Annotated in this window: 19 protein-coding genes and 1 riboswitch; of the genes, 9 read left to right on the forward strand and 10 right to left on the reverse strand. The window is 35.0% G+C overall.

What is annotated here, in order from left to right:
- Window positions 1-6 precede the first annotated feature (6 nt).
- The 4 genes from A3EE_RS0118295 to miaB form a co-directional block, all read right to left on the reverse strand.
- Window positions 7-1371: a hypothetical protein gene (locus tag A3EE_RS0118295; protein ID WP_018344892.1), complete on the reverse strand. Its 1365-nt coding sequence runs from the start codon at window positions 1369-1371 to the stop codon at window positions 7-9.
- On the reverse strand, window positions 1372-1905 hold the full coding sequence (locus A3EE_RS0118300) for an LptE family protein (protein WP_245553861.1): 534 nt from the start codon (window positions 1903-1905) through the stop codon (window positions 1372-1374).
- The gene (locus A3EE_RS0118305; protein ID WP_018344894.1) at window positions 1880-3148 is read right to left on the reverse strand and encodes a sigma-54 interaction domain-containing protein; all 1269 of its coding nucleotides are present in this window, start codon (window positions 3146-3148) and stop codon (window positions 1880-1882) included. Before A3EE_RS0118305 ends, A3EE_RS0118300 begins: the two co-directional genes overlap by 26 nt.
- A gap of 96 nt (window positions 3149-3244) precedes the next feature.
- On the reverse strand, window positions 3245-4690 hold the full coding sequence (miaB, locus tag A3EE_RS0118310) for a tRNA (N6-isopentenyl adenosine(37)-C2)-methylthiotransferase MiaB (RefSeq protein WP_018344895.1): 1446 nt from the start codon (window positions 4688-4690) through the stop codon (window positions 3245-3247).
- Between the two features lie 197 nt (window positions 4691-4887).
- Here miaB and A3EE_RS0118320 point away from each other — a divergent pair, with 197 nt between their 5' ends.
- Together A3EE_RS0118320 and A3EE_RS0118325 are read left to right on the forward strand one after the other, a co-directional pair.
- Window positions 4888-5517, forward strand: a complete 630-nt coding sequence (locus A3EE_RS0118320; protein WP_018344897.1) for a SatD family protein — start codon at window positions 4888-4890, stop codon at window positions 5515-5517.
- Between the two features lie 5 nt (window positions 5518-5522).
- The gene (locus A3EE_RS0118325) at window positions 5523-5882 is read left to right on the forward strand and encodes a hypothetical protein (protein ID WP_157447105.1); all 360 of its coding nucleotides are present in this window, start codon (window positions 5523-5525) and stop codon (window positions 5880-5882) included.
- Between the two features lie 69 nt (window positions 5883-5951).
- On the opposite strand, the gene A3EE_RS0118330 is transcribed toward A3EE_RS0118325, so the two are convergent.
- The gene (locus A3EE_RS0118330) at window positions 5952-6767 is read right to left on the reverse strand and encodes a hypothetical protein (RefSeq protein ID WP_157447106.1); all 816 of its coding nucleotides are present in this window, start codon (window positions 6765-6767) and stop codon (window positions 5952-5954) included.
- Between the two features lie 123 nt (window positions 6768-6890).
- Window positions 6891-8495 (reverse strand): amino acid permease, encoded by a 1605-nt coding sequence (locus A3EE_RS0118335; RefSeq protein WP_018344900.1) that lies wholly within the window; start codon window positions 8493-8495, stop codon window positions 6891-6893.
- A 263-nt stretch (window positions 8496-8758) separates the two neighbouring features.
- Between A3EE_RS0118335 and A3EE_RS0118340 the strand changes: the two genes are divergently transcribed.
- From A3EE_RS0118340 to A3EE_RS0118365, 6 genes are all read left to right on the forward strand, one after another.
- Window positions 8759-10030: a hypothetical protein gene (locus A3EE_RS0118340; RefSeq protein ID WP_018344901.1), complete on the forward strand. Its 1272-nt coding sequence runs from the start codon at window positions 8759-8761 to the stop codon at window positions 10028-10030.
- Window positions 10031-10204: 174 nt separating this feature from the next.
- Window positions 10205-11446, forward strand: coding sequence for a DEAD/DEAH box helicase (locus A3EE_RS0118345; protein WP_018344902.1), 1242 nt, complete (start codon window positions 10205-10207; stop codon window positions 11444-11446).
- Window positions 11447-11568: 122 nt separating this feature from the next.
- Complete coding sequence (locus tag A3EE_RS0118350) at window positions 11569-12270, forward strand: hypothetical protein (RefSeq protein WP_157447107.1); 702 nt, start codon at window positions 11569-11571, stop codon at window positions 12268-12270.
- Window positions 12271-12606: 336 nt separating this feature from the next.
- Window positions 12607-13248, forward strand: a complete 642-nt coding sequence (locus A3EE_RS0118355) for a hypothetical protein (RefSeq protein ID WP_157447108.1) — start codon at window positions 12607-12609, stop codon at window positions 13246-13248.
- A gap of 79 nt (window positions 13249-13327) precedes the next feature.
- The gene (locus A3EE_RS20950; protein ID WP_018344905.1) at window positions 13328-14146 is read left to right on the forward strand and encodes an SDR family NAD(P)-dependent oxidoreductase; all 819 of its coding nucleotides are present in this window, start codon (window positions 13328-13330) and stop codon (window positions 14144-14146) included.
- A 64-nt stretch (window positions 14147-14210) separates the two neighbouring features.
- Window positions 14211-15155: a bestrophin family protein gene (locus A3EE_RS0118365; RefSeq protein WP_018344906.1), complete on the forward strand. Its 945-nt coding sequence runs from the start codon at window positions 14211-14213 to the stop codon at window positions 15153-15155.
- A gap of 567 nt (window positions 15156-15722) precedes the next feature.
- Here the strand turns inward: A3EE_RS0118365 and A3EE_RS0118375 are convergent.
- The gene (locus A3EE_RS0118375; RefSeq protein ID WP_018344909.1) at window positions 15723-16556 is read right to left on the reverse strand and encodes a CvfB family protein; all 834 of its coding nucleotides are present in this window, start codon (window positions 16554-16556) and stop codon (window positions 15723-15725) included.
- A gap of 254 nt (window positions 16557-16810) precedes the next feature.
- A riboswitch (SAM riboswitch) is annotated at window positions 16811-16913 on the forward strand.
- Window positions 16914-17039: 126 nt separating this feature from the next.
- Between A3EE_RS0118375 and A3EE_RS0118380 the strand changes: the two genes are divergently transcribed.
- Window positions 17040-18134, forward strand: coding sequence for a PLP-dependent transferase (locus tag A3EE_RS0118380; RefSeq protein WP_018344910.1), 1095 nt, complete (start codon window positions 17040-17042; stop codon window positions 18132-18134).
- A gap of 339 nt (window positions 18135-18473) precedes the next feature.
- Here the strand turns inward: A3EE_RS0118380 and A3EE_RS0118390 are convergent, their stop codons facing one another.
- From A3EE_RS0118390 to A3EE_RS0118400, 3 genes are read right to left on the reverse strand one after another with little or no spacing between them, the layout of a single operon-like run.
- Complete coding sequence (locus A3EE_RS0118390) at window positions 18474-19331, reverse strand: zinc-dependent peptidase (RefSeq protein WP_018344912.1); 858 nt, start codon at window positions 19329-19331, stop codon at window positions 18474-18476.
- 7 nt (window positions 19332-19338) lie between these two features.
- Window positions 19339-20622: a chorismate-binding protein gene (locus A3EE_RS0118395; protein WP_018344913.1), complete on the reverse strand. Its 1284-nt coding sequence runs from the start codon at window positions 20620-20622 to the stop codon at window positions 19339-19341.
- Window positions 20619-22127: a tetratricopeptide repeat protein gene (locus tag A3EE_RS0118400; protein ID WP_018344914.1), complete on the reverse strand. Its 1509-nt coding sequence runs from the start codon at window positions 22125-22127 to the stop codon at window positions 20619-20621. Before A3EE_RS0118400 ends, A3EE_RS0118395 begins: the two co-directional genes overlap by 4 nt.
- Window positions 22128-22130: the final 3 nt, after the last annotated feature.

Here is a 22130-nt window from a genome sequence, read left to right on the forward strand (position 1 = left end):
TGTATGTTATAGTTTCTTTTTTAATTCTTGAATTCGAGTTGCAAAGTAAGAATTTTTTTCGGGATTTTTCAAAATCAATTCTTCGTATATGGCAATTGCCTTTTCAATTTTACCTTGTTTTTCAAGCATTTTAGCAAATGTCTCTGAAACAAAGGTTGGTTTTGCTTGACTTTGAGTTGGTTCTGAATTTGGATCGTCTTCTTCTTTGCTTGCTTGTGTATAAGATAATGGCGAAATAATTGGGTCTTTTTCTATGAAACGGGAAATGATGGATTTTTCACGCTTTTTATCCGGTTTATTCTTTTTGTTTTTTTGCTCGCGCAGATAATCCAGATAATTCAATAATAAACTCTCACTATTGGCTTCACCTTGTTCTTCCAGTCTGCTTTCTTCTAATTTCCAGTCGTTGTTGTTGAAAGGAATAACAAATGCAGCAGAAGGAGAATCTGAAGGCGTATGATCTTTGGTTGGATCATCTTCAGATGATTTCTCTTTTGATGCATATTCATTGATGTCAAAATAATCTTTAACCCGATTATCAAAACTTAATATCAAATCTAATACATCGTTTCGCTGCACCGTATCTTTTTTCGGTACCTCTGCATCGATCAATGCCGAGAAAGATTTTTTAGGTTTTTCAACCGGTACTTCAGACACAGGTTCAATTGTTGCTGCAACTTGCTGAATGGTTTCTGTCGGTTCTGTTTTGGCAACCGATTCAATTACATCTGTTGTTTGAGTAATAGGAGAGATTGAATTCTCCGTGGTAACCTCAGGTTTTATTTTTTCAACTTCTGTTGTTTTCGGAGTAGGTTTTAAAATTCCTGCAGCGCGTGCCTTAGCTTCTTTTAGCGCTTGAAGGTTTGCTTCGAGCTCACTTAAGAAATTTGTTGCCTGCTTGTCGGCTTCATGCTTGACATTGAATGTTGGTTGTATGTCAACAATCGGATCAAGTGCAGGCTCTTGTGTCTTAGCAACAACAGGTATTTCTGTTTTAACTTCAGAAACATCTGTTGCTGGTATTTCAGTTTTTTTAATTTCTTCTGTTTGCTCTGTCGTAGAAGCAAGTGAAATTATTTTTTCCTGCAATAGTAATTTTGACGTTGCCTGTGCTTCCAACGCATCCGCAGAAACAATCTCTTGAGGTTCTACAAGTTTTTTTAGTTTCGCACGATCAGAAGTATATAGTGCAGCTTTACGCGTAAGCTTTGCCGCATGCATACTACCGCTTTCTGTTTGAATCTTAGCCAGCAATATATGCGCATTCTGACAATAAGGAAATTGTTCGATCAATTCCTCAATGTCGGGTATGTCTGCCTTGGTTATTACCGAAGGATCTTTTAAAAGCGCTATGTACCGTTGCTTATTCAATTACCAGTTGGATGTAGTTTCACTAAATACCATTAATACAAGCTGATCTAAAATCGTATTTACTAATTCTGTTTCTACTTGTGATAAAGACTGCGTTTGTGCAAAATCTGCATAGAACGAAAAATCCTTTTTAAATTCTCTGTTATTCAATTCATCTATAAACGAAGCATTGATGGTAATGGTTAACCTGGTTTGTCCGGCCGTTTGATTTGCTTGCGGAGCAATCGGTTGGACATAATACTTGGTTATCATTCCTTCTAATTTCCAATCACCGTTATCTTTAACAATCAATAGCTTTGTATTGTTTTGATAAAAGGATTTGAACTTCTCTGTCAATTGGAGACTCATAGAAGGAGGCCCATTGCCGGATTGGTTATAGAATGATTGTATTGAAATGGTTTTAATATTCGGAGGAATACTGCCACCAGTAAAGTTATAAGAAACACAACCGCCTGCAAGAATATATATCAAACATGCCAACACGATATTAAGAGAAAGAAAATGTTTGTTACCCATTGCTTTCGTTTTCGTCAATTTGATACAACTTTAATTTACGGTATAAGGTGCGTTCAGAAATACCGAGATCCTGTGCCGCATATTTTCGCTTGTTGTGATTCTTTTTCAATGCTTTTAAAATCATTTCTTTTTCTTTTTCATCTAAAGAAAGTGATTCATTTATATCATCTGTGCTGTGATCAATATCTTCAACAACTTCAATGTCTTCGTCTTCATCACGGGCATTCTTATGGATCACAAAGGCTGGTTTGTTTGCAGCCGCTTCGTCTACTGGTCCGATGCTGTGAAACAGATCACTGTGCTTATTGATGATCTGACTGCCGTATGATTCATTTTGTAATGAATCATAAACCAATTTCTTTAGATCATTCATATCCTTTTTCATATCAAAAAGGATTTTATACAGAATGTCACGCTCAGAGAAATCATCGCCTTTCTTACCGTTGCTTGTTAAAGCTGGTAAATTGCTCTCGCTTGGTAAATACTTTTTTAATTGCTCTGCAGTTATTTCACGGTCAGTCTCCAATACAGACATTTGTTCCGCAAAATTCCGTAACTGACGGATGTTTCCCGGGAAACGATATTTGATCAACAATCCTTTCGCTTCATCATCTAAACGAACAGGTGGTGTTTTATATTTTTCAGAAAAATCGGAAGCGAATTTTCTGAAAATTAATTCAATATCTGCGCCACGTTCTCTTAAAGGCGGTACATAGATAGGCACCGTATTTAAACGGTAATACAGATCTTCTCTGAACTTACCTTTTTGAACCGCTTCATATAGATTTACATTGGTTGCTGTCACAACCCGAACGTCTGTCTTTTGCACTTTAGAAGAACCTACGCGGATAAACTCGCCGTTTTCCAACACACGTAATAAGCGTGCTTGTGTACCTAAAGGCATATCACCGATTTCATCTAAAAAAATAGTACCGCCGTTTGTAACTTCGAAGTAGCCTTTACGCGCATCCTGCGCACCGGTAAAGGAGCCTTTTTCGTGACCGAATAATTCAGAATCAATTGTGCCTTCCGGTATACCACCACAGTTGATAGCAATGAACTGTCCGTGCTTGCGTGTGCTTAAATGATGTATGATCTTGGAAAACGATTCTTTACCGCTGCCGCTTTCACCTGTGATTAACACAGTCATGTCGGTAGGAGCAACCTGAATCGCAATCTGTATGGCATGATTCAAAGCAGGAGCGTTGCCTATAATGCCAAACCGTTGTTTTACGCTTTGTATTTCCTGGTTGAGAGTCATTGGGTAAGTAATAGGTTTAATGTTTTAAGTAATAAGTACTAAGTATAGAGTACTGAGTACAAAGTATAAAATACTATATACTCAGTACTCCGTACTTTATACTTTCTCAACGATTTCTCCGAACAATGTACCGCCCGAACAGCCTGTGATTAACACATCTACATACTGTCCTTTGGTATAATTTTTCTTCGGGAAGATGGCCATCATGTTGCGACTGTTTCTTCCTTTCAGATCGTTCTCTGATTTTTTAGAAACGCCTTCAATCAATATTTTTTGAATCGTTCCTATTTGAGCTTGATTGTGTTCCAGTGATAATTGTCTTTGTACCGTGATGATCTCTGATAAGCGACGCTGCTTCACATCTTCAGGGATATCGTCTGCAAGCTTCTTTGCTGCAGGTGTTCCAGGACGCTCGCTATAAACAAACTGATAACCGAAATCAAATCGTGCAAACTGAATTAACGATAAGGTGTCCTGATGTTCCTCTTCTGTTTCAGAACAAAAACCTGCAATGGTATCGGAAGAAATTCCGCAATCATCACCCAGGATCTCACGGATCTTTGTGATGCGTTCCATATACCACTCGCGTGTGTAGGTACGGTTCATCAATTCAAGGATACGGGTGTTTCCGCTTTGTGCGGGCAAGTGTATGGAGTTACAGATGTTGTCGTACTTTTTCATCGTATACAACACTTCGTCTGTAATGTCTTTCGGGTGTGAAGTTGAAAAACGTACACGCAAGGTAGTATCTACCAGAGCTACCCGTTCCAATAATTGTGCAAAGTTTACATGTTCGCCTGCATCTTCAGCCGACCATTTGTAAGAGTCTACATTCTGACCAAGCAACGTTACTTCTTTGTAGCCATTTGCAACAAGTTCTTTTACTTCATTCAGTATAGAATGTACATCACGACTACGCTCTCTGCCACGTGTATAAGGCACCACACAGAAGGAACACATATTATCGCAGCCGCGCATAATGGAAACAAAAGCTGAAACACCATCGCCGCTTAAGCGCAGCGGATTTATGTCTGCATAGGTTTCTTCGCGTGAAAGAAATACATTCACTGCTTTATGCCCACTGTCAACTTCTTGTATAAGATTAGGCAGGTCTCTATATGCATCCGGACCTACAACCATATCAACAATTTTTTCTTCTTCTAATAGTTGTGCTTTCAGACGCTCTGCCATACAGCCAAGCATACCAACAATCATTGAAGGTTTATTTCTTTTCAGACCTTTAAAATGAACCAGACGGTGACGCACTTTCTGTTCTGCATTGTCACGAATAGAGCAGGTGTTTAAAAGAATTACATCTGCATTGTCAGGTGTGGATGTGGTGTCAAATCCTTCTTGTGTAAGAATAGACATTACAATCTCACTATCAGAAAAATTCATCTGACAGCCATAGCTTTCAATATATAATTTACGCTGTTTTCCGGTATTACGCTCTTCAGTAATCCGGGGTAAGTCGCAGGCTGCTTTTTCCTCTGCTGTTGGGGCAGAAGGAAGTATGTCTAAGTCGTGAACAACTTGTTTCATGTATTGGAAAGGCAATAAAGAGGATTGGTTGATTCCTTATAGCTGTATTAGACGTAAATATAATAAAAATATGCTAAATCTGACAGAATGGCAGAAAGAAATACTTCTTTTTAGTAATTGGTTTTTTGTTTCATTAAATATGAAATAAGTTTAATTATTTCATTATATTTGAAATAATATATAAAATTTCAATAAAAATGAAACATTATATTTTGATGGCTGATATTATTGAGAGTGGGAAAAAGGACTCCAAGCAGCTTATGAAAGATTTTAAAGAACTTGTTGACGAGGTAAATAGCACTTATGTACATGGTGTATTATCGCCGTTGACCATTACATTAGGAGATGAATTTCAATGTGTTTTGAAAGACTTACCTTCATCTATAGATATTATACTTTATTTAGAAGAATTGAAAATTCATAGAAAGAAGAATTTTCAGTTACGATATGTATTGAATCAGGGAAATATCGAAACACCTATAAACAAAGAGGTAGCTTACGGTATGCTGGGTACAGGCTTAACAGAAGCCAGAGAAAAACTCTCTGAGTATAAAAGCACAAGGCATCGGTTTTTAATTTCGATTGAAAATAAAGTGTTGCAGGAGATGCTGATGAACGCATTTATAATTCTTGAAAATATAATTGATAAATGGGATATTGAAAAAGATTATGAAGTAGTTTCTAATTTCATCACATTAAAAGATTATAAATTGGTTTCGGAAGCGGTACATAAAACACGGTCTCAGTTATGGAAACGTGAAAAGACATTAAATATTGAATCGTATAATTCCATAAAAAACATTATTGAGCTTAGCATTAAAAAATAATCAACATGAACGTATTTTATTTTTTACTTTCGATTTGTATGGTTGAAGCAGCCTTGGGATTTTTTTATTATTTAATCACTCCCAAGTCGATGCGGGTTATAGGTAAGGTAGATTACAAGTCTTTAGCTAAAGGAAGTCTGGAACGGATGTTCCTTATGATTTCCTTGATCAATGGCTATCCGCATGCATTAACATTGTTTGGTACGTTGAAATTGGCAACGCGTTTAAAACGGGATTCGGAAGGGGATAAAAAGAAAGAATCTTTGTATAATGATTTTTATTTACTGGGGAATTTCGTGTCGATTATCTGCTCATTTTTTTATGTGTACCTATATGATATGTTAATTATAGCAACGATTAAATAAATGAGGCAATAAAAAATCCCTTATAAAGCAATCAACTTTATAAGGGATTTTTTATTCAGCAGAGTTTGATTATTGTGTTAATATACTGAAGTAGTATGTTTTTGTTGCTTGTCCGGTAGGGGTATTGCTCATAATCAAATTGCCATTGGCCGTAAAACTAATCGTACTTGGATCTCCAGAACAATCCGGTGCTACATCCGTTGAGCTGCCACATATTTTGGTATTTGTATTGTCAGACCATTTCCATTGACCGCTAACTATCGCGACGGTTGTACCAGGTCCATTATATGTTTCAGTCCAATATGTCCCACCCTCAGTAAGTACAAAATGTGCATACATTGTATTCGGGATAGCAGTAGTCGTGGAGCCTTGTCTAAGACTATCCATTTTCCATGCTTTTGCTAATTTAGCTGTTGTATTAACAGAATTGCTTGAAGAACCCCCAACAGAAGTAGTAACAGCGGTAGTGCTGATAGCAATTGGAGTGACAGTCGCATTTAATGTTAATTTGAAAATAAATTGTGTTGCTGAGATACTATTAATCTTTAGCGTGCCGTATTGACTTGTTGTAGAGCTGCCGTTAAATAAAGTAACAATACTATCTGCCGTATTCAGTGTGAACGTTCCGGATAGCAGAGATTTATCTGCTTTGATGATATAATAATTTCCGGCTGCATTAAATTCAAAAGATGCAAAATCGCTTGCTGCGGCATCCGTTGATATTCTTGATGTAGCAGCGCTTGTAGACCATTTCTTATTTAACTCGGTTGAGATGTTTGTTGTTCCGTTATTGTTTGTAGGAGCAGGTGTATCTGTGTTTTTTTTGCATGAAGTAATAAATGTCATACAAAAGGATAAAAGCATTAGATAAAATAATTTTTTCATTTTAATTGGGTGGTTTAAAAAGTAGTATAAAATATTTTCGAGGTGAATTTAATACAAAAAAGAATAAAAATAGGATGTTCGTTATGAAATAAATTCAGATTTCATAACGAACATCATTTCTCTTTAAGCCTTCAGCTTTTGACCTAAAACAGAATGCTTTCTTCCATACCCTAAATACACCACCAGACCTATAATAAGCCACACCACAAAACGGATCCAGTTTTCGTGGTGCATAGTGGATAACAGCAATAAATTCAGGCAAACCCCAATACCGGGAATTAAAGAAAGTTTTTTGATACTTCCATACAGGATTGCCAGGATCATTGCAAAGATGCATGCATAAAGCGGAAGTTGTGCCCATGAAAATATACGTTCTTCCAAGATGGTATGTAGATATAAATATAAAATGGGAATCATGATCAATGGCAATAAATATTGGCCATTGATAAAAGGCACAGTAAAAGATTCTGTTTTTGTGCGATCTTTTTTCAGCCAGATACCTGCACATACAATTAAAAACGCAAACAAGGTGCCAATACTTGTTAGATCAACTACTTCTTTTAGATCAAGAAACAACAAAGGTAAAATGATGCTGACGCCTGTTAATATGGTAGCTACAGAAGGTGTTTTGTATATCGGATGAATCCTGGAAAGTACCTTCGGCAATAAGCCATCGCGACTCATATTCATCCATATGCGTGGTTGTCCAATTTGAAATACAAGCAATACACCTGTCATGGATACAATAGCACTGAATGAAAGTAGGCCGGCAAATTTATGCAAACCTGTTTTCTCAAGTGCATAGGCGAGTGGATCGCCAACATTTAAATCGTGATAGGAAACCATTCCCGTAATAACCAAAGCAATTGCAATGTAGATGATGGTAGAGATCAATAATGAAGAGAAAATTGCGCGTGGCAGGTCTCGTTTGGGATTCACGCATTCTTCTGTGGTTGTAGATATCGCATCGAAACCAATATAGGCGAAGAATACAGCTGCAGTTCCTTTGAAAATTCCCGACCAACCATTGGGAATAAACGGCGACCAGTTTGTTGTATTCACAGTAGTAAAACCTACAACAATAAATAAAAGAAGCACTACGATTTTAAAAATCACCAATACGTTATTGGTGCGTTTGGATTCCTGTATACCGATATAGACAAGGATGGTAATGAGTACTGTAATTAAAATCGCCGGAAAATCGAATATGATCGGATAGCCAAATAGTTTGGGAGCTTGATCATATGCTTGCTGTGCAATGGTGGATTCCTGTTGGATGGCTGTAAAAAAATCCATACTTAACCACAAGGGGAATTCAATATGCAATCCTTTTAAAAATGCGGTGAAATAATCCGACCAGGAAATAGCAACGGCCATATTTCCCACCGCATATTCCATAAACAGATCCCAGCCAATGATCCAGGCGATCAATTCACCAAAACTGATATAGGCATAGGTATAAGCGCTTCCTGAAATAGGAGTAGAGGATGCAAATTCTGCATAACAAAAAGCCGAAAACAAACAGCCAACAGAAGTAATGATGAAGAGAAATATAATGCCCGGTCCTCCGTCGTAGGCAGCTTGTCCAATGGTACCAAAGATGCCCGCACCAATTACCGCTGCTATGCCCAGCGCCGTAAGATCTTTGAAAGTAAGCGTTCTTTTTAATGCAGTAACTTCAGTATGAAGTTCATTGGGATTTTTTGTACGAAAGAATTCTGACCACATAATTTGAAAAGTAACGCAGGCTCAAGTAACGAAAAAAGGTGGGGGAATGCAATGTTGAATGTTTAATTATTCATCGAATACAGTAACTTCTGAATAGGTTCAATTTTTATTTCCTTACATGTTTTATGAAATATTTACTACATTCAACTATAAGTGTTTTCTAATAAATGATTTTTAAATAAAATCTTATAAGGTCACGTCAATAAATTACCTAATTGTTGCAATTGGAATGTATTAAAAGAGTAAAATAATAACTGTTCACGATGAAAATAAATTTAAATATTATTCACTTCTTTATTTTGTTATTTTTCTTTTTTTCTTGTGTTAATAAAGATAGAGAAGTTAAACTAACTAATAATCTCGATTCGCTAGATATCGTTTTAAAGAAGTTCGGATTAAAGGTATTTTTGAATAAGGATGAAATATCTAAGGTTGATAAAAATTATAATTCTTTAGTTGAAAGATACTCCTATTCTTATGCATACCTTACAGATTCTCTTTTTTTAAAAGATAAAGGAGATCTTTTTTATAGCTTAGTACCTGAAGGTGCAGTTTTTGATTTTAATAATGATTATTTAGTATTTCATGATAGATCTAGGGGACCCAAAAATTTAATTTACATTTATAATAGAACAACAAAACACCTGTCAAAATATCCTTTTAAAAGGGATATTTTTGTTGTTTTAAATTTATTAATAATTGGGGAATCCGTTGTTGTATCTGAGGACGATGGAAATCATATATTTAATTTAAAAACTCATAAGTATATTTTTTTTCCGCATGGTGGCTTTTCACTTGATTCGGATTCAAATCAGTTTATAGGAGGGGTAGGCAATAGTGATGATATAATTTATCCATACAAGGGTAATTTATTTTTTAAAAGCAACTATTCTTTTACTAGAAATATTAATCAGAAGGATCAAAATTGGTATCATGATTATTATTTGTCAATTCTGGATCTTCAAAATATGAAAATTAGAAATTTAGATTCTTCTGATTTGATTTATAAAAATGCTGGTATTTCAAAGTCATTTACTATTGATTATTATAATGATTCAATTGGACTGTTGTATCATACAGATTATAATTCACCCCAGTCCTCATGTCCATGCGACACGTTCTATAGATTTGATGTTGAAGAAGGGGAGTATTTATGGAAGATCCCAATTTGTCAAAAGGATAGACAATTGTATGTAAGTATGCCATATTTATATTATGCCAAATTTGATTCTCCTAATACTGAATTTCGATTAGATATTTATGACGTTAGTAAAACAAATTTATTTAAAACGTATACTTTTTTAAGAAAGGATCAAAATGGAATACAATTTTCTAACTTACTTTTTTTTAAAAATATTTTGATCGTATCGTACATTAATAGAAAATCAAAGAATGGATATTATTCTGTAATTAATATCCTTACAGGTGAAAAAATAAATATTAATGACATTTATGATAACTTAGAAGTTATAAGATTTACTGATAAAAAGGGTAAAGATTATTGTTACATTCCTAATTTAGGCGTTTATGAATGATTTTTTATTTTTTTATCATTAGGCCTCAAATGTTTATAATTTCATTGAGTATTTTATTTGTACAAAGGGGTAGGACATATATCCTTAGAGCGCTGCGCTAACTGTAAATATCGAGTACGGACAGAGATTGATGTTTAGTCCAATATCTGATTGTTTTTCCGTACCTTTACAGCAATGAAATTTGAAAATTACGATCTTGCTCCGGCAATCAAGAAAAGCTTGGCAGAAGCTGGCTTTAATCGTCCTACTGATATACAGTTTAAATCGATACCACCTATTTTAGATGGGGAAGATGTATTGGCTATTGCACAAACAGGTACAGGTAAAACAGCAGCCTTTGTTATTCCTGTATTGAATAAATTAATTAACGTTCAGAAGTCTGAACACACCGATATATCTTGTCTGGTAATGGCACCTACACGGGAACTTGCTATTCAGATCTCAGACGTATTTAAAAAGATTGGAGAGCATACACGTTTGCGCACGGTATGTATTACTGGAGGCGTAGATCAGGAGGCACAGATCAAAGCGGCAGATTATGGTTTTGACATATTGGTTGCAACACCCGGACGAATGTTCGATCTCATCTATCAGAAACATATCAAAATCACAAAGGTTAAAATACTGGTTTTAGATGAAGCCGATCACATGCTTGATCTTGGTTTCATCAAAGACATTCAGGATGTGAAGAAATTTTTACCTTCAAAACATCAGACCTTATTTTTCTCTGCAACCATTAATGAAGAGATCAAGAAGCTGGCGTATTCCTTGGTGAAAAATCCGATCCGTATTCAGATCGCACCTAAAGATCGTGTATCAAAAAATATTACGCATTCAGTTGCTTTTATTGGTATGGACGATAAACGGTTTTTCTTAGAACGATTATTGAAAGAGCATCCGGAAAGTAAAGTAATTGTGTTTGTTCGGACACAGGTTCGTGCAGACAGAGTGCAGGCTGCAATGGAACGTGTAGGTATTAAATCTGTTACCATGCATGGTGGTAAAGAACAGGAAGCACGCGAACTTGCGATGGATACGTTCCGAAAGGGAGATGTAAAAGTTTTAATAGCAACAGATATCAGTGCTAGAGGGATTGATATTCCCGGTGTTGAATATGTGGTCAATTACGATATGCCTGAAGTTGCTGAAAACTATGTGCACAGAGTAGGAAGAACTGGTAGAGGTGTTTCTAAAGGAATTGCAATTTCATTTTGCAGCATGGAAGAAAAGCCAGTACTGGATGAAGTAGAAGAATTTTTAGGAAAAGAAATCAATGTGATTGAAATTGGAGGCAAAGAATATGATGCTACGCTTGATTTGACAGAAGATGTCAATGATAACTGGAAGGCTCTTTTAAAAGAAGCAGACGCAGAAGCAAATAAAAAGCCCATTCCAAAGAAGAAAAAGAAGAAATAAAAAAGTAAACAGCTAAATGGGAAGATTGTAACGATTAGACAATTTTCTATAAGAACATCGTTCAGGCAGTTTATACATTTGCATAGAAACAAATCGTTTTGCAAATCTTAAACTTAATGAACATGAAAAGATTATTTACGAGCATCGTTGTTGTATGCTCACTATTAACCGGCAGTACAGCATTTGCCCAATTAAATAAAAATGCCGGTCAGGATGCCGGCACAAATGAAGGCGATGTACTTTTTGATATCGGGGTTGGCTTTGGCGGAGGTGCTTATGATGGTTTCGATTATTATAATTACAGTGATGGTAACGGTTATGGCAATCATTGGAACTCCGGTTATACAAATCAGATTCAAATTCCTACATTATCTTTAACGTTACAAAAAGCAGTATGGGCAGATATTACAATAGGTGGACAAATTGCTTTTAATACGTTTGGTGCAGAACGCGATTATCATCAAAACGATGACTACTATCAGCATTCAAAATTTTTTCAAACAAATAGTTTTTTATTAGGACGTGGAGAATTTCATTTCAACCGTTTAATTGGTTGGGATAGAAAATTTGATTTATATGCTGGTCTGGTTGCAGGTGTTCGAATCAGCACAGAAAAACAAAGTGAGGTGTATGAAGGCTGGGGAACACAAGGACAGTCTGGCAGCTGGAGAAACGATTATCCGGATAGAACATATACGAATATAGGACCCACTGCAGGGCCATTCGGTGGTTTCCGTTTTTATTGGAGCAACAGTATGGGCGTATTTGCAGAAGTGGGCTGGGTGGCAACGAATTTGCGCACAGGCTTGGTTTGGAGATTATAAGTATGTTATTCTAATACAAACAAAAAAGCATTCCTTGTACATGATACAAGGAATGCTTTTTTGTTTGTATTAGAATAAATAATAATTTTTCAATGTGAATTTTGAGTTCTATTCTAATGCCGTTTCGTTGTTTCAGTTAGGATACATTCCTCCTTAATAGTAAGATCGACAACAATTGTGGAAAACAAGAAAATTCCGGAAAGTGCTAAACAAGGCTTAAAATAGAGGGAGTTGCATCAATATCAGCGGAAAAAAAAGTCGGAACAGTTTATACATTTGCATATAATGAAACGTTTGGCTAATTTAAAATCTCTAACCTTAATCGTTAAGAAAAAAATGAAAAAAATATTTACTTCTGTGGCTATTGTATGCTCATTATTTGCTGGTAGTACTGCATTTGCCCAAGGAACAAAAAATGCTGGACAAGATGCAGCAACCAATGAAGGTGATTTGATATTTGATATTGGAGTTGGTTTTGGTAGTGGTTATTACAGCCAGAATTCTTATAACAATAATGGGAGTACGAGTAGCAACGGAGGGATACCTACCTTTTCTGTTTCTTTGCAAAAAGCGTTTTGGGAAGATATTACTATTGGTGGTGAATTAGCGTTTAATTCTTATCACGAAGAAAGTACTCACTATAATGGCAATGGAAGCAAAGCTTCATACAACAAGTATAATCAATCAAATACATTTATATTGGGTAAAGGTGAATATCACTTTAACCGTTTGATTGGATTGGATCCTAAATTTGACTTGTATGCAGGTGCAATTGTTGGTCTAAGAATCAGCGGTGCAAAGAGTGAATTTACCGATTACAACGGTAATGGTTCGAATAATTCAAAAAACAACTATACTGGTTTTGAAACAGGTGCATTTGGTGGCTTTAGATATTATTTTGCTTCAAGTATGGCTGTGTATGCTGAAGTAGGTTGGGCTATTAATCCAGTACGTGCAGGTTTAGCCTGGAAATTCTAATTAATAAAAATATTATATAAAAAAGCAGCCTTTGTAACCTACAAAGGCTGCTTTTTTGTTTACACTTAAAGTAATAATAATGAAGGCTGTTAATTATCGTGAGCTGTCAAAACAATATCCCCTGAAACGTGCTCTGATAACTGGCGCGGGCAGTGGTCTGGGTTTAGAGCTAACGAAGCTGCTGTTGAATGATGGATGGTGCGTTGCTGCTTTGGATATACATGTTCAGGCACTTGAAAAGCAACAATCAGCATTGTTATTTATTTCAGAGATTGATGTTACCAATAGGGCTTCCTTGCAACAGATCATTGACGCATTTTGTAATCAACAGAATGGAATTGATCTTCTGTTTAATAATGCCGGAGTGGGAGAAGGGACGCTGTTTAAAGATTATGCTCTTAAAAACTGGGACTGGATCATTGATATAAATCTCAAAGCAGTTATTGATGCTACGCATTTTGTGTTACCATACATGCACAAAGCAAATTCGGGATTGATTGTAAATATGGCAAGTATGGCGGGTATCGCAAATCTTCCTAGAATGAGTCCGTATAATGTAACAAAGGCAGCTTTAATATCTTTATCTGAAACATTAAATCATGAACTGTGTGATACAGATATTAGTGTTACCTGTGTAACACCAACATTTTTTCAATCTTCTATTATGCAGCACAGTAAAGGAGATCCAGCGATTATTTCATCCGCCAGTAAAATTGTTTCAAGTTCTGCTTTGACGAGTCTGGATGCAGCTAACATCATTTTAAAAAATCTTCATAAGAAGAAAGAGTTTGTACGATTCCCTTTATCTGCGCATACTTTTTTTTATTCCAGAAAATTCATCCCATCTCTGTATAAAAAGATCGTTCGGAAATTTTTATATAAGAGAGCAGATGCATAAAGTATTGTGATTGACTGAATATTGTACTAACTTCAATGAAGTAAAATAAATCTCTAGACCTTTTATGATTGTTAAATTCAGGTTTGTTCCCAATGAAATATTTGAAGTTTCTAAGTACAATCTCATATATTCATTAACCATTGTTTTTTTTGCCGTTATTCTTAAAGTAACAAACTATTATATCGATTGGGGCGTTCCGGTTTCTATTACTGCGGTTTTGGGTACGGCATTATCTATTTTGTTGGGTTTCTCGAACAGTCAGGCTTACGACCGTTGGTGGGAAGCACGAAAGATCTGGGGAAGCATTGTGAACGACAGCAGATCATTTTCCAAACAGGTGATCTCGTTTATTCAATTCGAAGACGATCATCATCATCATGCTACAAAAGAAATAAGAAGAAAAATTATTTACAGACATTTGGCTTTTATTAATGCATTGAGAATGCAATTAAGAGAAGAACAAAATGCTGAAAAATTTACCGCTGTATTAAGTCCATTTTTATCCGAAGAAGAATACAATACGGTTAGAGGTGCAAATAATGTAGCAACCCAGTTGATCAAAAATCAAGCGGAAGATATACGTAAAATGTACGATCGAAAATTACTGAATGAATTTATGTTCATTCAACTTGATCAAACATTGAGTAATTTTTATACTTATCAGGGACAAGCTGAACGGATCAAAAAGACACCTTTTTTACCAACCTATCATTTCTTCTCAAAAGTGTTCTTATATTTCTTTATTACACTATTGCCTTTTAGTTTACTATCCGGTGTTGATAAAGCTGCAACAACCTGGATACTACTGCCGATCACTGTAGCTATTGGGTGGGTATTTCATATTATTTATTTAAATGGCCATGTATATGCTACGCCGTTTGACAACACTCCGTTTGATACGCCTATGACTTCAATCTGCAATACGATTGAAATTGATCTGAAAGAAATGTTGGGAGGGGATGAAGTTATGCCTGCCAAAATGGTTGCTCATAAAGGAATTTTGATGTAATTCAATCCGACAAATCCGGATTCATACAATAACAAACAAAAAAGTCCTCTTTGATATTTAAATCAAAGAGGACTTTCTATTTTATTTTTAATTAAAAAGTGCTTAGTACTGCTTCTTTAATACTACACTTTTGTTTACATCAAAACCCGTATTGTTTAGATTGCTGATGCGTAACTGGTTTGTATTGAATACCTGCGATTCCGGTTCAATACTCTTTGTGATAAATATTGTGATAATAGGATCTATATAGGTTCTATAAATGGAATTATTAATTATCGTTTTATGATTTTTAAGCTGTACTTTTGGAAAAGCCAAGTCGGATAAAATACAATTAAGAAAAGAATACCAAATAAAATATGTTTATTGTTTAAAATACCATCTAAAAATAATTTTACAATGTTGGGGGGACATTCCCATAAAAATTTCTTCATCCTGAATAATTAAGACAAGAGCAAAATCATACATCCTGTTTTTTGTTCTTACAATACGTAAAAAATGTTTCATGAAAAATCCCGGTACTATATTAGTAACCGGGATTTTTTAATCTATAAATTTATTTTAAGATCATTAAACCAAATAAATTCCATCTTCTTCCAAACGGATCAAGCCCTGTTTGTATAAACCACCGATCGCTTTTTTAAAATTCTTTTTACTCATCTGTAAACGGAACATGATCTCTTCTGAATCGCTTTTATCGGTAAGCTTTAACACACCGTTCGCAGCTTTTAATTTCGTTAATATCTTTTCTGAAGAATCTTCTACCTGACCATAGCCAAGCTTCTGAAGTGTAACATCAATCTTACCTTCTTCACGAATGTTTTTAATATAGCCTTCAACTTTATCGCCAATAGAAATATGTGTAAAGAGATCGTTGTGATAGATGATTCCTTTGTACGTATTGTTGATGATCACATTTACACCAAGATCACTTGTATAACAAATTAATAAATTTACTTTTTCTCCAACTTCAAGTTTTACATGTTCTTTTTCTATGAAGCTCTCTATCTTGCTGGACGCAGCCAGTCTGCCGGTACGTTCATCTAAATACAAATAGACAGGATAGCGTTTTCCTGCTTCCATCTTTTTACCTTGCTCGCGATAGGGAACAAGCAGATCTTTTTCTAAGCCCCAATCTAAAAATGCACCTACAGTGTTTACATCTTTACACATCAAACACGCAAACTCATTTAGTTTTATTTTAGGTTCAAGATTTGTTGCAATGATCCGGTCTTCTGAATCTTTGTATATAAATACATCAATGTCATCATCCACGTTAAAATCTTCCGGTACATATTTATTTGGCAATAAAACTTCTTCGCCTTCAGCGTTGCCTAAATACATACCAACGCTTGTCATCCGAAGTGCTCTTAGCACATTGTTTTTTCCTATCTCGATCATCATTTTCTTTATTCGAAAGTAAAATTAACGCTTTAATTTTACTTTACTTTGATTTATTTGTCCTTTTAAAATACACCTTAATTAGAGTATACATATTCAGTAACATAATCTTCAAAATTCATTCTGTGGATATCTTTATTAATTTTATTTATCAGTAAATCAATTGTTTATGATTAATCTCTATTAAATCGATAGAGATACCTGTATTATTAAAAATTATGGCTATCTTTACATTCAGTTAGTGCTAAACAGCGCAACATTTATACAGAATAGGGAAGAGAGCAGGCTCAATGATCCTATAGCAACCGACTTAAAAGAACGGTGCTAAACCTGCCCAAAAATAAAAGGGAACTATAAATTTAACACGTATGAAAAGACCACTTTTACCTTCACTCAAGTTTATTTCAAGCAACATCAGTTGTTGAAATAACACATCGATCTATTTAGGTCATCTCAAAAAAAATAATTATCTAAACGCATTCAATCATGACAGCTATAACAATATCTAACCGCACAAATCAAACCTTTTCTGATATCAATAAAATTGCTCATACAATTTCAACTACAGAATATTTACTTGAAGTAGAAAAGCAAGTTGCAATTATTGAAGGAGGCGTAAATGCAGTAGCAAAAAAATCATTTCGTTCTGCACGTTTTTCATTGATTAAAAATATTCTTTCTGCCGGAGGGAATGTATTAAGTTTTCAATCAAAACAAGCGTGGGAAAACGACGAGATTATTTATAAAAGAAAAAACATTAAGATCATTTACACTGAAAACTATTCACAGGATGAATGGGAAAATGTTTTACAAGATAAAAACATTTCTTTAGTGTATGTACCTACGATAAATCAGGAAAATTTATCGATTCAAGATTATGGATATATCATCCAGAAAGCACACCAGATCAATGTTCCGGTTGTATTCGATAATACACATGGAGGTTTGGGATATATTTATGCTCCGTTAAAAGACGGTGCTGATTTTGTCTTAACAGATCTTTCTTCTTCTGAAATATTTCAAAAACACTTGATCCACTCATTTATTGTTGAAGGATCGAATGGTATTTTGCATTCAAATACAGATAAAATATTGGGAAGAACAGTATTGGATAATCAAAAATATAATCGTGTATTAAACACAAAGTCTACCTATTTTCCTGCAGAACGTGAAGATCACATAGAAAAGACGATTAAGAAAGAAGCTATTAAAAAAGGTGACTATTCTCGCACAGCAAATTATGTTTCCCGTTGGTTAAATAATCAGGAAGAAATTATGGAAATCACGTACGCTGGTTTGAAATCTTCTGAAAGCCATATACACGCTGAGTTGTACTTCAAAGGTGGGTATGGGAATATTTTCAAATTCAGCCTTTGGGATAATGAGTACAGCTACTCATTATTAAGGGGATTTTTTAGATCTGGAAAATTCAAGGGTATTAACATTGAGGTAAATACTAACACCAAAGAGTTCTTTGTTGAAATAGAAACAGAAAACTATATGAACGTGTTGCAATACTTTCAAAAGGTATTTACAATTCTAAAACAAAATGTAGAATTCAGACAAAATCTAATCAAATAAAATAAATTGAAAAGAGTATTTGATTATGAACTGAAACAATTGCTGACTACAAATTCTTATAGAAGAAAAAATTAATACTTGAATTTACCTCTATCTGTTTTTTAAAATAATTGGACATTAAAAAAAATGTGAACTATGATATTTAATAACAACAAATATGAAAAGCGTCAAATTTTCAACTACCATGAAAAAGGTGAAGGTGAGGCAATCATATTCTTACACGGACTGTTTGGAGAGCTTAGTAACTGGAAAGCTACAATTGAGCACTTTTTAATAGAACGTTGTCAATTTGTCTGACCACTGTAAAAGTGGTCAGACATTTTTTATTCGTTTAGCAAGTTATGCTACAACAGGGTTTTGATGGATCATTGGATCAAGATTGAGTATCAATTTTAAATAATTATATACTTCAGGTTCATTTTTTCGTAACTGAGCAGGTGTTTCAAAAAAGTATTCAATGCTTACAGCAAAAAACTCTTCTGAGTTACTAAAGGCATAATCACGCATGAAGGATACTCCTTTGAAATTTTTAATACGTTCATTTGCATAACGATGAAAATTATGCAGTGCTGTTCTATTCATGAAGCAATGTTCCATATCGTGTAAGGTTGCATCTTCGATCTTCAAAGCATGCGCCATCTCGTGATATCCAACATGGATTCCGTCGTTTTGCACGGCTGCTCCTTCGGTAAATGCTTTCCAGGATAATTTAATAACTCCATTTGCTTGTACTTCGCCCAGATGGTATCTTTGTGTGGATCCTGAAAAGTATTTATCCGGATATACAACAATGTGTCTGAAGTGCTCATAAATCGTAGGGAAATGGCCAAAAGCGATTTGCGTAGCAGCAGCTGCTATGAGTAACTTCATATCTTCTGTTACACGACATCCGTCTCTGCCTTCAAATACTTTTTTACTGATAAAATATTTTACATTGCAGGCAAACTTACGTTTGTTTGAAATGCTCAAATTTCTATAAAAAGATATTTTATATTCTAACGTTGCTTTTTCCTGAGGTGATAAAGTATATGTTAGAAGTATATACCGGTCAAATAGAAAATTTGAAAGACCTGTAGCAATTTTGAAAAAAGAAAATCCCAGTAAGGTGAATGTAAGCCAGAAGGCAAGTATAAAAAGAACGATTCCGGGAAGGATGTAGTCTGAATTTTTTACCAATTCTTCTAATTCATTTTCCATTGAAATATTATTTATTGTGTGATAAAATAGTGATCATAGGGGTGATCTTTAAAATACACTCTTCATATTCTTTTGCTGCATCTGCATACGAAGTAATTGCACTTCCAGCTTCCATGAATACTTCATCTGTGGTGCTGTTATAAAAGATACTGCGTATTAATACATTGAAATCAAAATTATCTTCAGGATCCATGTAGCCAACCGTACCCGAGAACGGTCCACGTGCAACAGCTTCAATGTCATCAATTAATTCCATCGCACTTATTTTGGGAGCTCCGGTCATACTGCCCATCGGGAATGCATACTTGATAACGTCAATAGAAGAATAGCTCGTATCTATTTCAGATACTACGGTTGATATCAGTTGATGTACGTTCGGGAATGTATACATGCCGCTTAATTCTGGAACTTGTACACTTCCTGCAACAGCAGTGCGCGATAGATCATTGCGAACCAGATCAACGATCATGGTGTTTTCAGATTGCTCCTTTTGAGAATTTTGCAATATTTTTTTTAATTCCTGATCTTCCGCATCCGTGTTTCCACGTTTGCTTGTACCTTTAATTGGCTGAGATATAATCTTTGCAGCATCTTTTTTTATAAACCGCTCCGGAGATGCAGATAAAATATATTCATTGTGCGATTTATAAAAAACAGAGAACGGCATTGGGGCAACCGCATTTAATTTTAAATACGCATCTACAGGATTCAATATTCCTTTGCCAATAAACGGAATACAATAATTGATCTCGTACGCATTTCCCTCACAAATGTATTTCTGTATTTTTGTTACTTGCTCAATGTAATGTGATCTGGATACCACATGTTCTATAGAAATAGTTGCCTGTTCTTTTTTTACTTCCGTGCTGTATGCGTTGATATTACTGACAATGGAATGGCCAGTACCTTTTAAAATTCGTACTTCATTTGACGTGATTTCCCAAACATGTTCAGGTATACTAAATGTAGCCGTGCTAAAAGAGATCGCTTGTTCTTTGTTAGAAGTAATTTCTTCAACACTATTTTTTCCTTCATACGAAACAAAAACAAATAGCCAATCTTTGGAATACTTATTCCGTATGTCTTTCCAAATATCGAATATGTTTTGATTCAATTCTGCTTGTACAGAAAATTCTGACCCGAATGCAATCAGGTGTCTGAATGGTTTTTGAGGATAATTGGTATAGTTGTTAGGATTTAAATAGGTGATATGATCGTAGCGTTGTTCAAGCCACGATAACGTTTTTGAAATGAATATATCCGAAGAGCTATCTAATGCTACAGTATTCATTTGATTTCGTTCAATGCAATTTTTGCTTTTTGTTCAATACTGTTCTCATATTCGTGATTTTTATAGGCAATAGCCTGATGAAAATACGAACGAGCCACGGTATAGTTTTTTAACTGCGTATAAATGTAGCCCAATTGCAATGAAGAGTTTGGGGCATAGTAGAAATTATTTTTAGTTTCAGCGGATAGTGAAATTACTTTCTTATAATATTGAATACATTCATTTTGACGACCTGTTTTCTGATATAAACGGGCTGCTCTGTAGTAATATTCAATTTTGTCTTTCTTCGTAGTAAGATCACTTAAGTTAGTAGCATTATATATTTCAAATGCTTGTGTGAAGTTTCCTCCATCCGTAAACAACCGAATTTTGGCTAATTGTTTATTAGGAAGTTCATTGCTTAACGCAATTTTCTGCGCATACTTGTCGGACTCAAATGTTGATTGTCCAACGGTTTGTATGGATTTCCAATAAGTCATAGCTGTTGCATCTTCATCCTTCAGCCAATACGATAAAAACAATTTGTATGTAGCGTCTTTAAGTAAATTTTTACCTTTAAATGTGTTGATGTAGCGGTTGAAATAAAACCGTGCTGCAACATATTTTCCCTGCTGCATCAATAAATCTCCGTGCAGATAATCTATAAAAGGAAGTGATAGATAATTATCTTCTACAGAAATGGTTTCGATAATTGTTAATGCATCACTTGAATTTCCGTGCTTGCTGAGAATAGACGCGTAGATGTATCCATATAGAATATTGTTTGGATAGCGGCTGAACAGCTGCTTCATGGATTCCATATTGGAATCTCTGTTCAGAATGTATTGTTCCGTGATAATTTTAATCAGATACCCTTCTTGTAAGTAAATGGTTTTGCTATCAATAACTTCCTGTATCATTTGCATACCTGTAGTTACATTACCTTTGAATCCTAAGGATGATGCGAGCCATGCATGCGAGTTGGGTATGGATCCGATTATAATATTTAAAAGCCCCAATGATTTTTTTGTAGGAACAAAAGTGGGGAATGCTTTCAAATTTTCATTTAATAACACTAAGGCCTGTTTTGTTGAAAGCGCGGCGCTTACTTCGTCATTAAATTTCATTTGGGTAAAGGCCCACTGCAATTTAATTTCTGCCAAACAGAATTTATGATAAGGTGACGAAGGTAAATTATTGGATTGAATAAGTTTTAAGTAGGCAGATTCACCGGATTTTAAACGCTCATATTCACTTAGATCTTCTGAGAATAACAGGCCTGTTGTTTCTGCTAACGAACGCAGATAAATTGCAATGCCATTATGCGGATCACGTACTTGCTCTGTAGCAATACGGGCTTTGGCTTCCGATAATTTAAGCTGAAGAATTTCTTTGTAGGCAGATTCAAGTTCGGTATTAAAATAATAACTTGAATAGGAGGGAAAGCTGAAAAAAAGGCAGAATAAAAAAGGGTGTATCCACGAATACACCCTTTTTGTAATTACATATTTAGAATAATTCCTCAAGGA

It is taken from the genome of Cytophaga aurantiaca DSM 3654 (assembly GCF_000379725.1).
GTDB lineage: Bacteria > Bacteroidota > Bacteroidia > Cytophagales > Cytophagaceae > Cytophaga > Cytophaga aurantiaca.

Excerpts from the sequence above, each read along its gene's own strand:
- A3EE_RS0118350 (WP_157447107.1), top strand. The coding sequence starts at position 11,569 with ATGAAAAGATTATTTACGAGCATCGTTGTTGTATGCTCACTATTAACC.
- A3EE_RS0118380 (WP_018344910.1), top strand. The coding sequence starts at position 17,040 with ATGACAGCTATAACAATATCTAACCGCACAAATCAAACCTTTTCTGAT.
- A3EE_RS20950 (WP_018344905.1), top strand. The coding sequence starts at position 13,328 with ATGAAGGCTGTTAATTATCGTGAGCTGTCAAAACAATATCCCCTGAAA.
- A3EE_RS0118365 (WP_018344906.1), top strand. The coding sequence starts at position 14,211 with ATGATTGTTAAATTCAGGTTTGTTCCCAATGAAATATTTGAAGTTTCT.
- A3EE_RS0118375 (WP_018344909.1), bottom strand. The coding sequence starts at position 16,556 with ATGATGATCGAGATAGGAAAAAACAATGTGCTAAGAGCACTTCGGATG.
- A3EE_RS0118305 (WP_018344894.1), bottom strand. The coding sequence starts at position 3,148 with ATGACTCTCAACCAGGAAATACAAAGCGTAAAACAACGGTTTGGCATT.
- A3EE_RS0118325 (WP_157447105.1), top strand. The coding sequence starts at position 5,523 with ATGAACGTATTTTATTTTTTACTTTCGATTTGTATGGTTGAAGCAGCC.
- A3EE_RS0118340 (WP_018344901.1), top strand. The coding sequence starts at position 8,759 with ATGAAAATAAATTTAAATATTATTCACTTCTTTATTTTGTTATTTTTC.
- A3EE_RS0118395 (WP_018344913.1), bottom strand. The coding sequence starts at position 20,622 with ATGAATACTGTAGCATTAGATAGCTCTTCGGATATATTCATTTCAAAA.
- miaB (WP_018344895.1), bottom strand. The coding sequence starts at position 4,690 with ATGAAACAAGTTGTTCACGACTTAGACATACTTCCTTCTGCCCCAACA.
- A3EE_RS0118320 (WP_018344897.1), top strand. The coding sequence starts at position 4,888 with ATGAAACATTATATTTTGATGGCTGATATTATTGAGAGTGGGAAAAAG.
- A3EE_RS0118335 (WP_018344900.1), bottom strand. The coding sequence starts at position 8,495 with ATGTGGTCAGAATTCTTTCGTACAAAAAATCCCAATGAACTTCATACT.
- A3EE_RS0118390 (WP_018344912.1), bottom strand. The coding sequence starts at position 19,331 with ATGGAAAATGAATTAGAAGAATTGGTAAAAAATTCAGACTACATCCTT.
- A3EE_RS0118355 (WP_157447108.1), top strand. The coding sequence starts at position 12,607 with ATGAAAAAAATATTTACTTCTGTGGCTATTGTATGCTCATTATTTGCT.
- A3EE_RS0118345 (WP_018344902.1), top strand. The coding sequence starts at position 10,205 with ATGAAATTTGAAAATTACGATCTTGCTCCGGCAATCAAGAAAAGCTTG.
- A3EE_RS0118330 (WP_157447106.1), bottom strand. The coding sequence starts at position 6,767 with ATGAAAAAATTATTTTATCTAATGCTTTTATCCTTTTGTATGACATTT.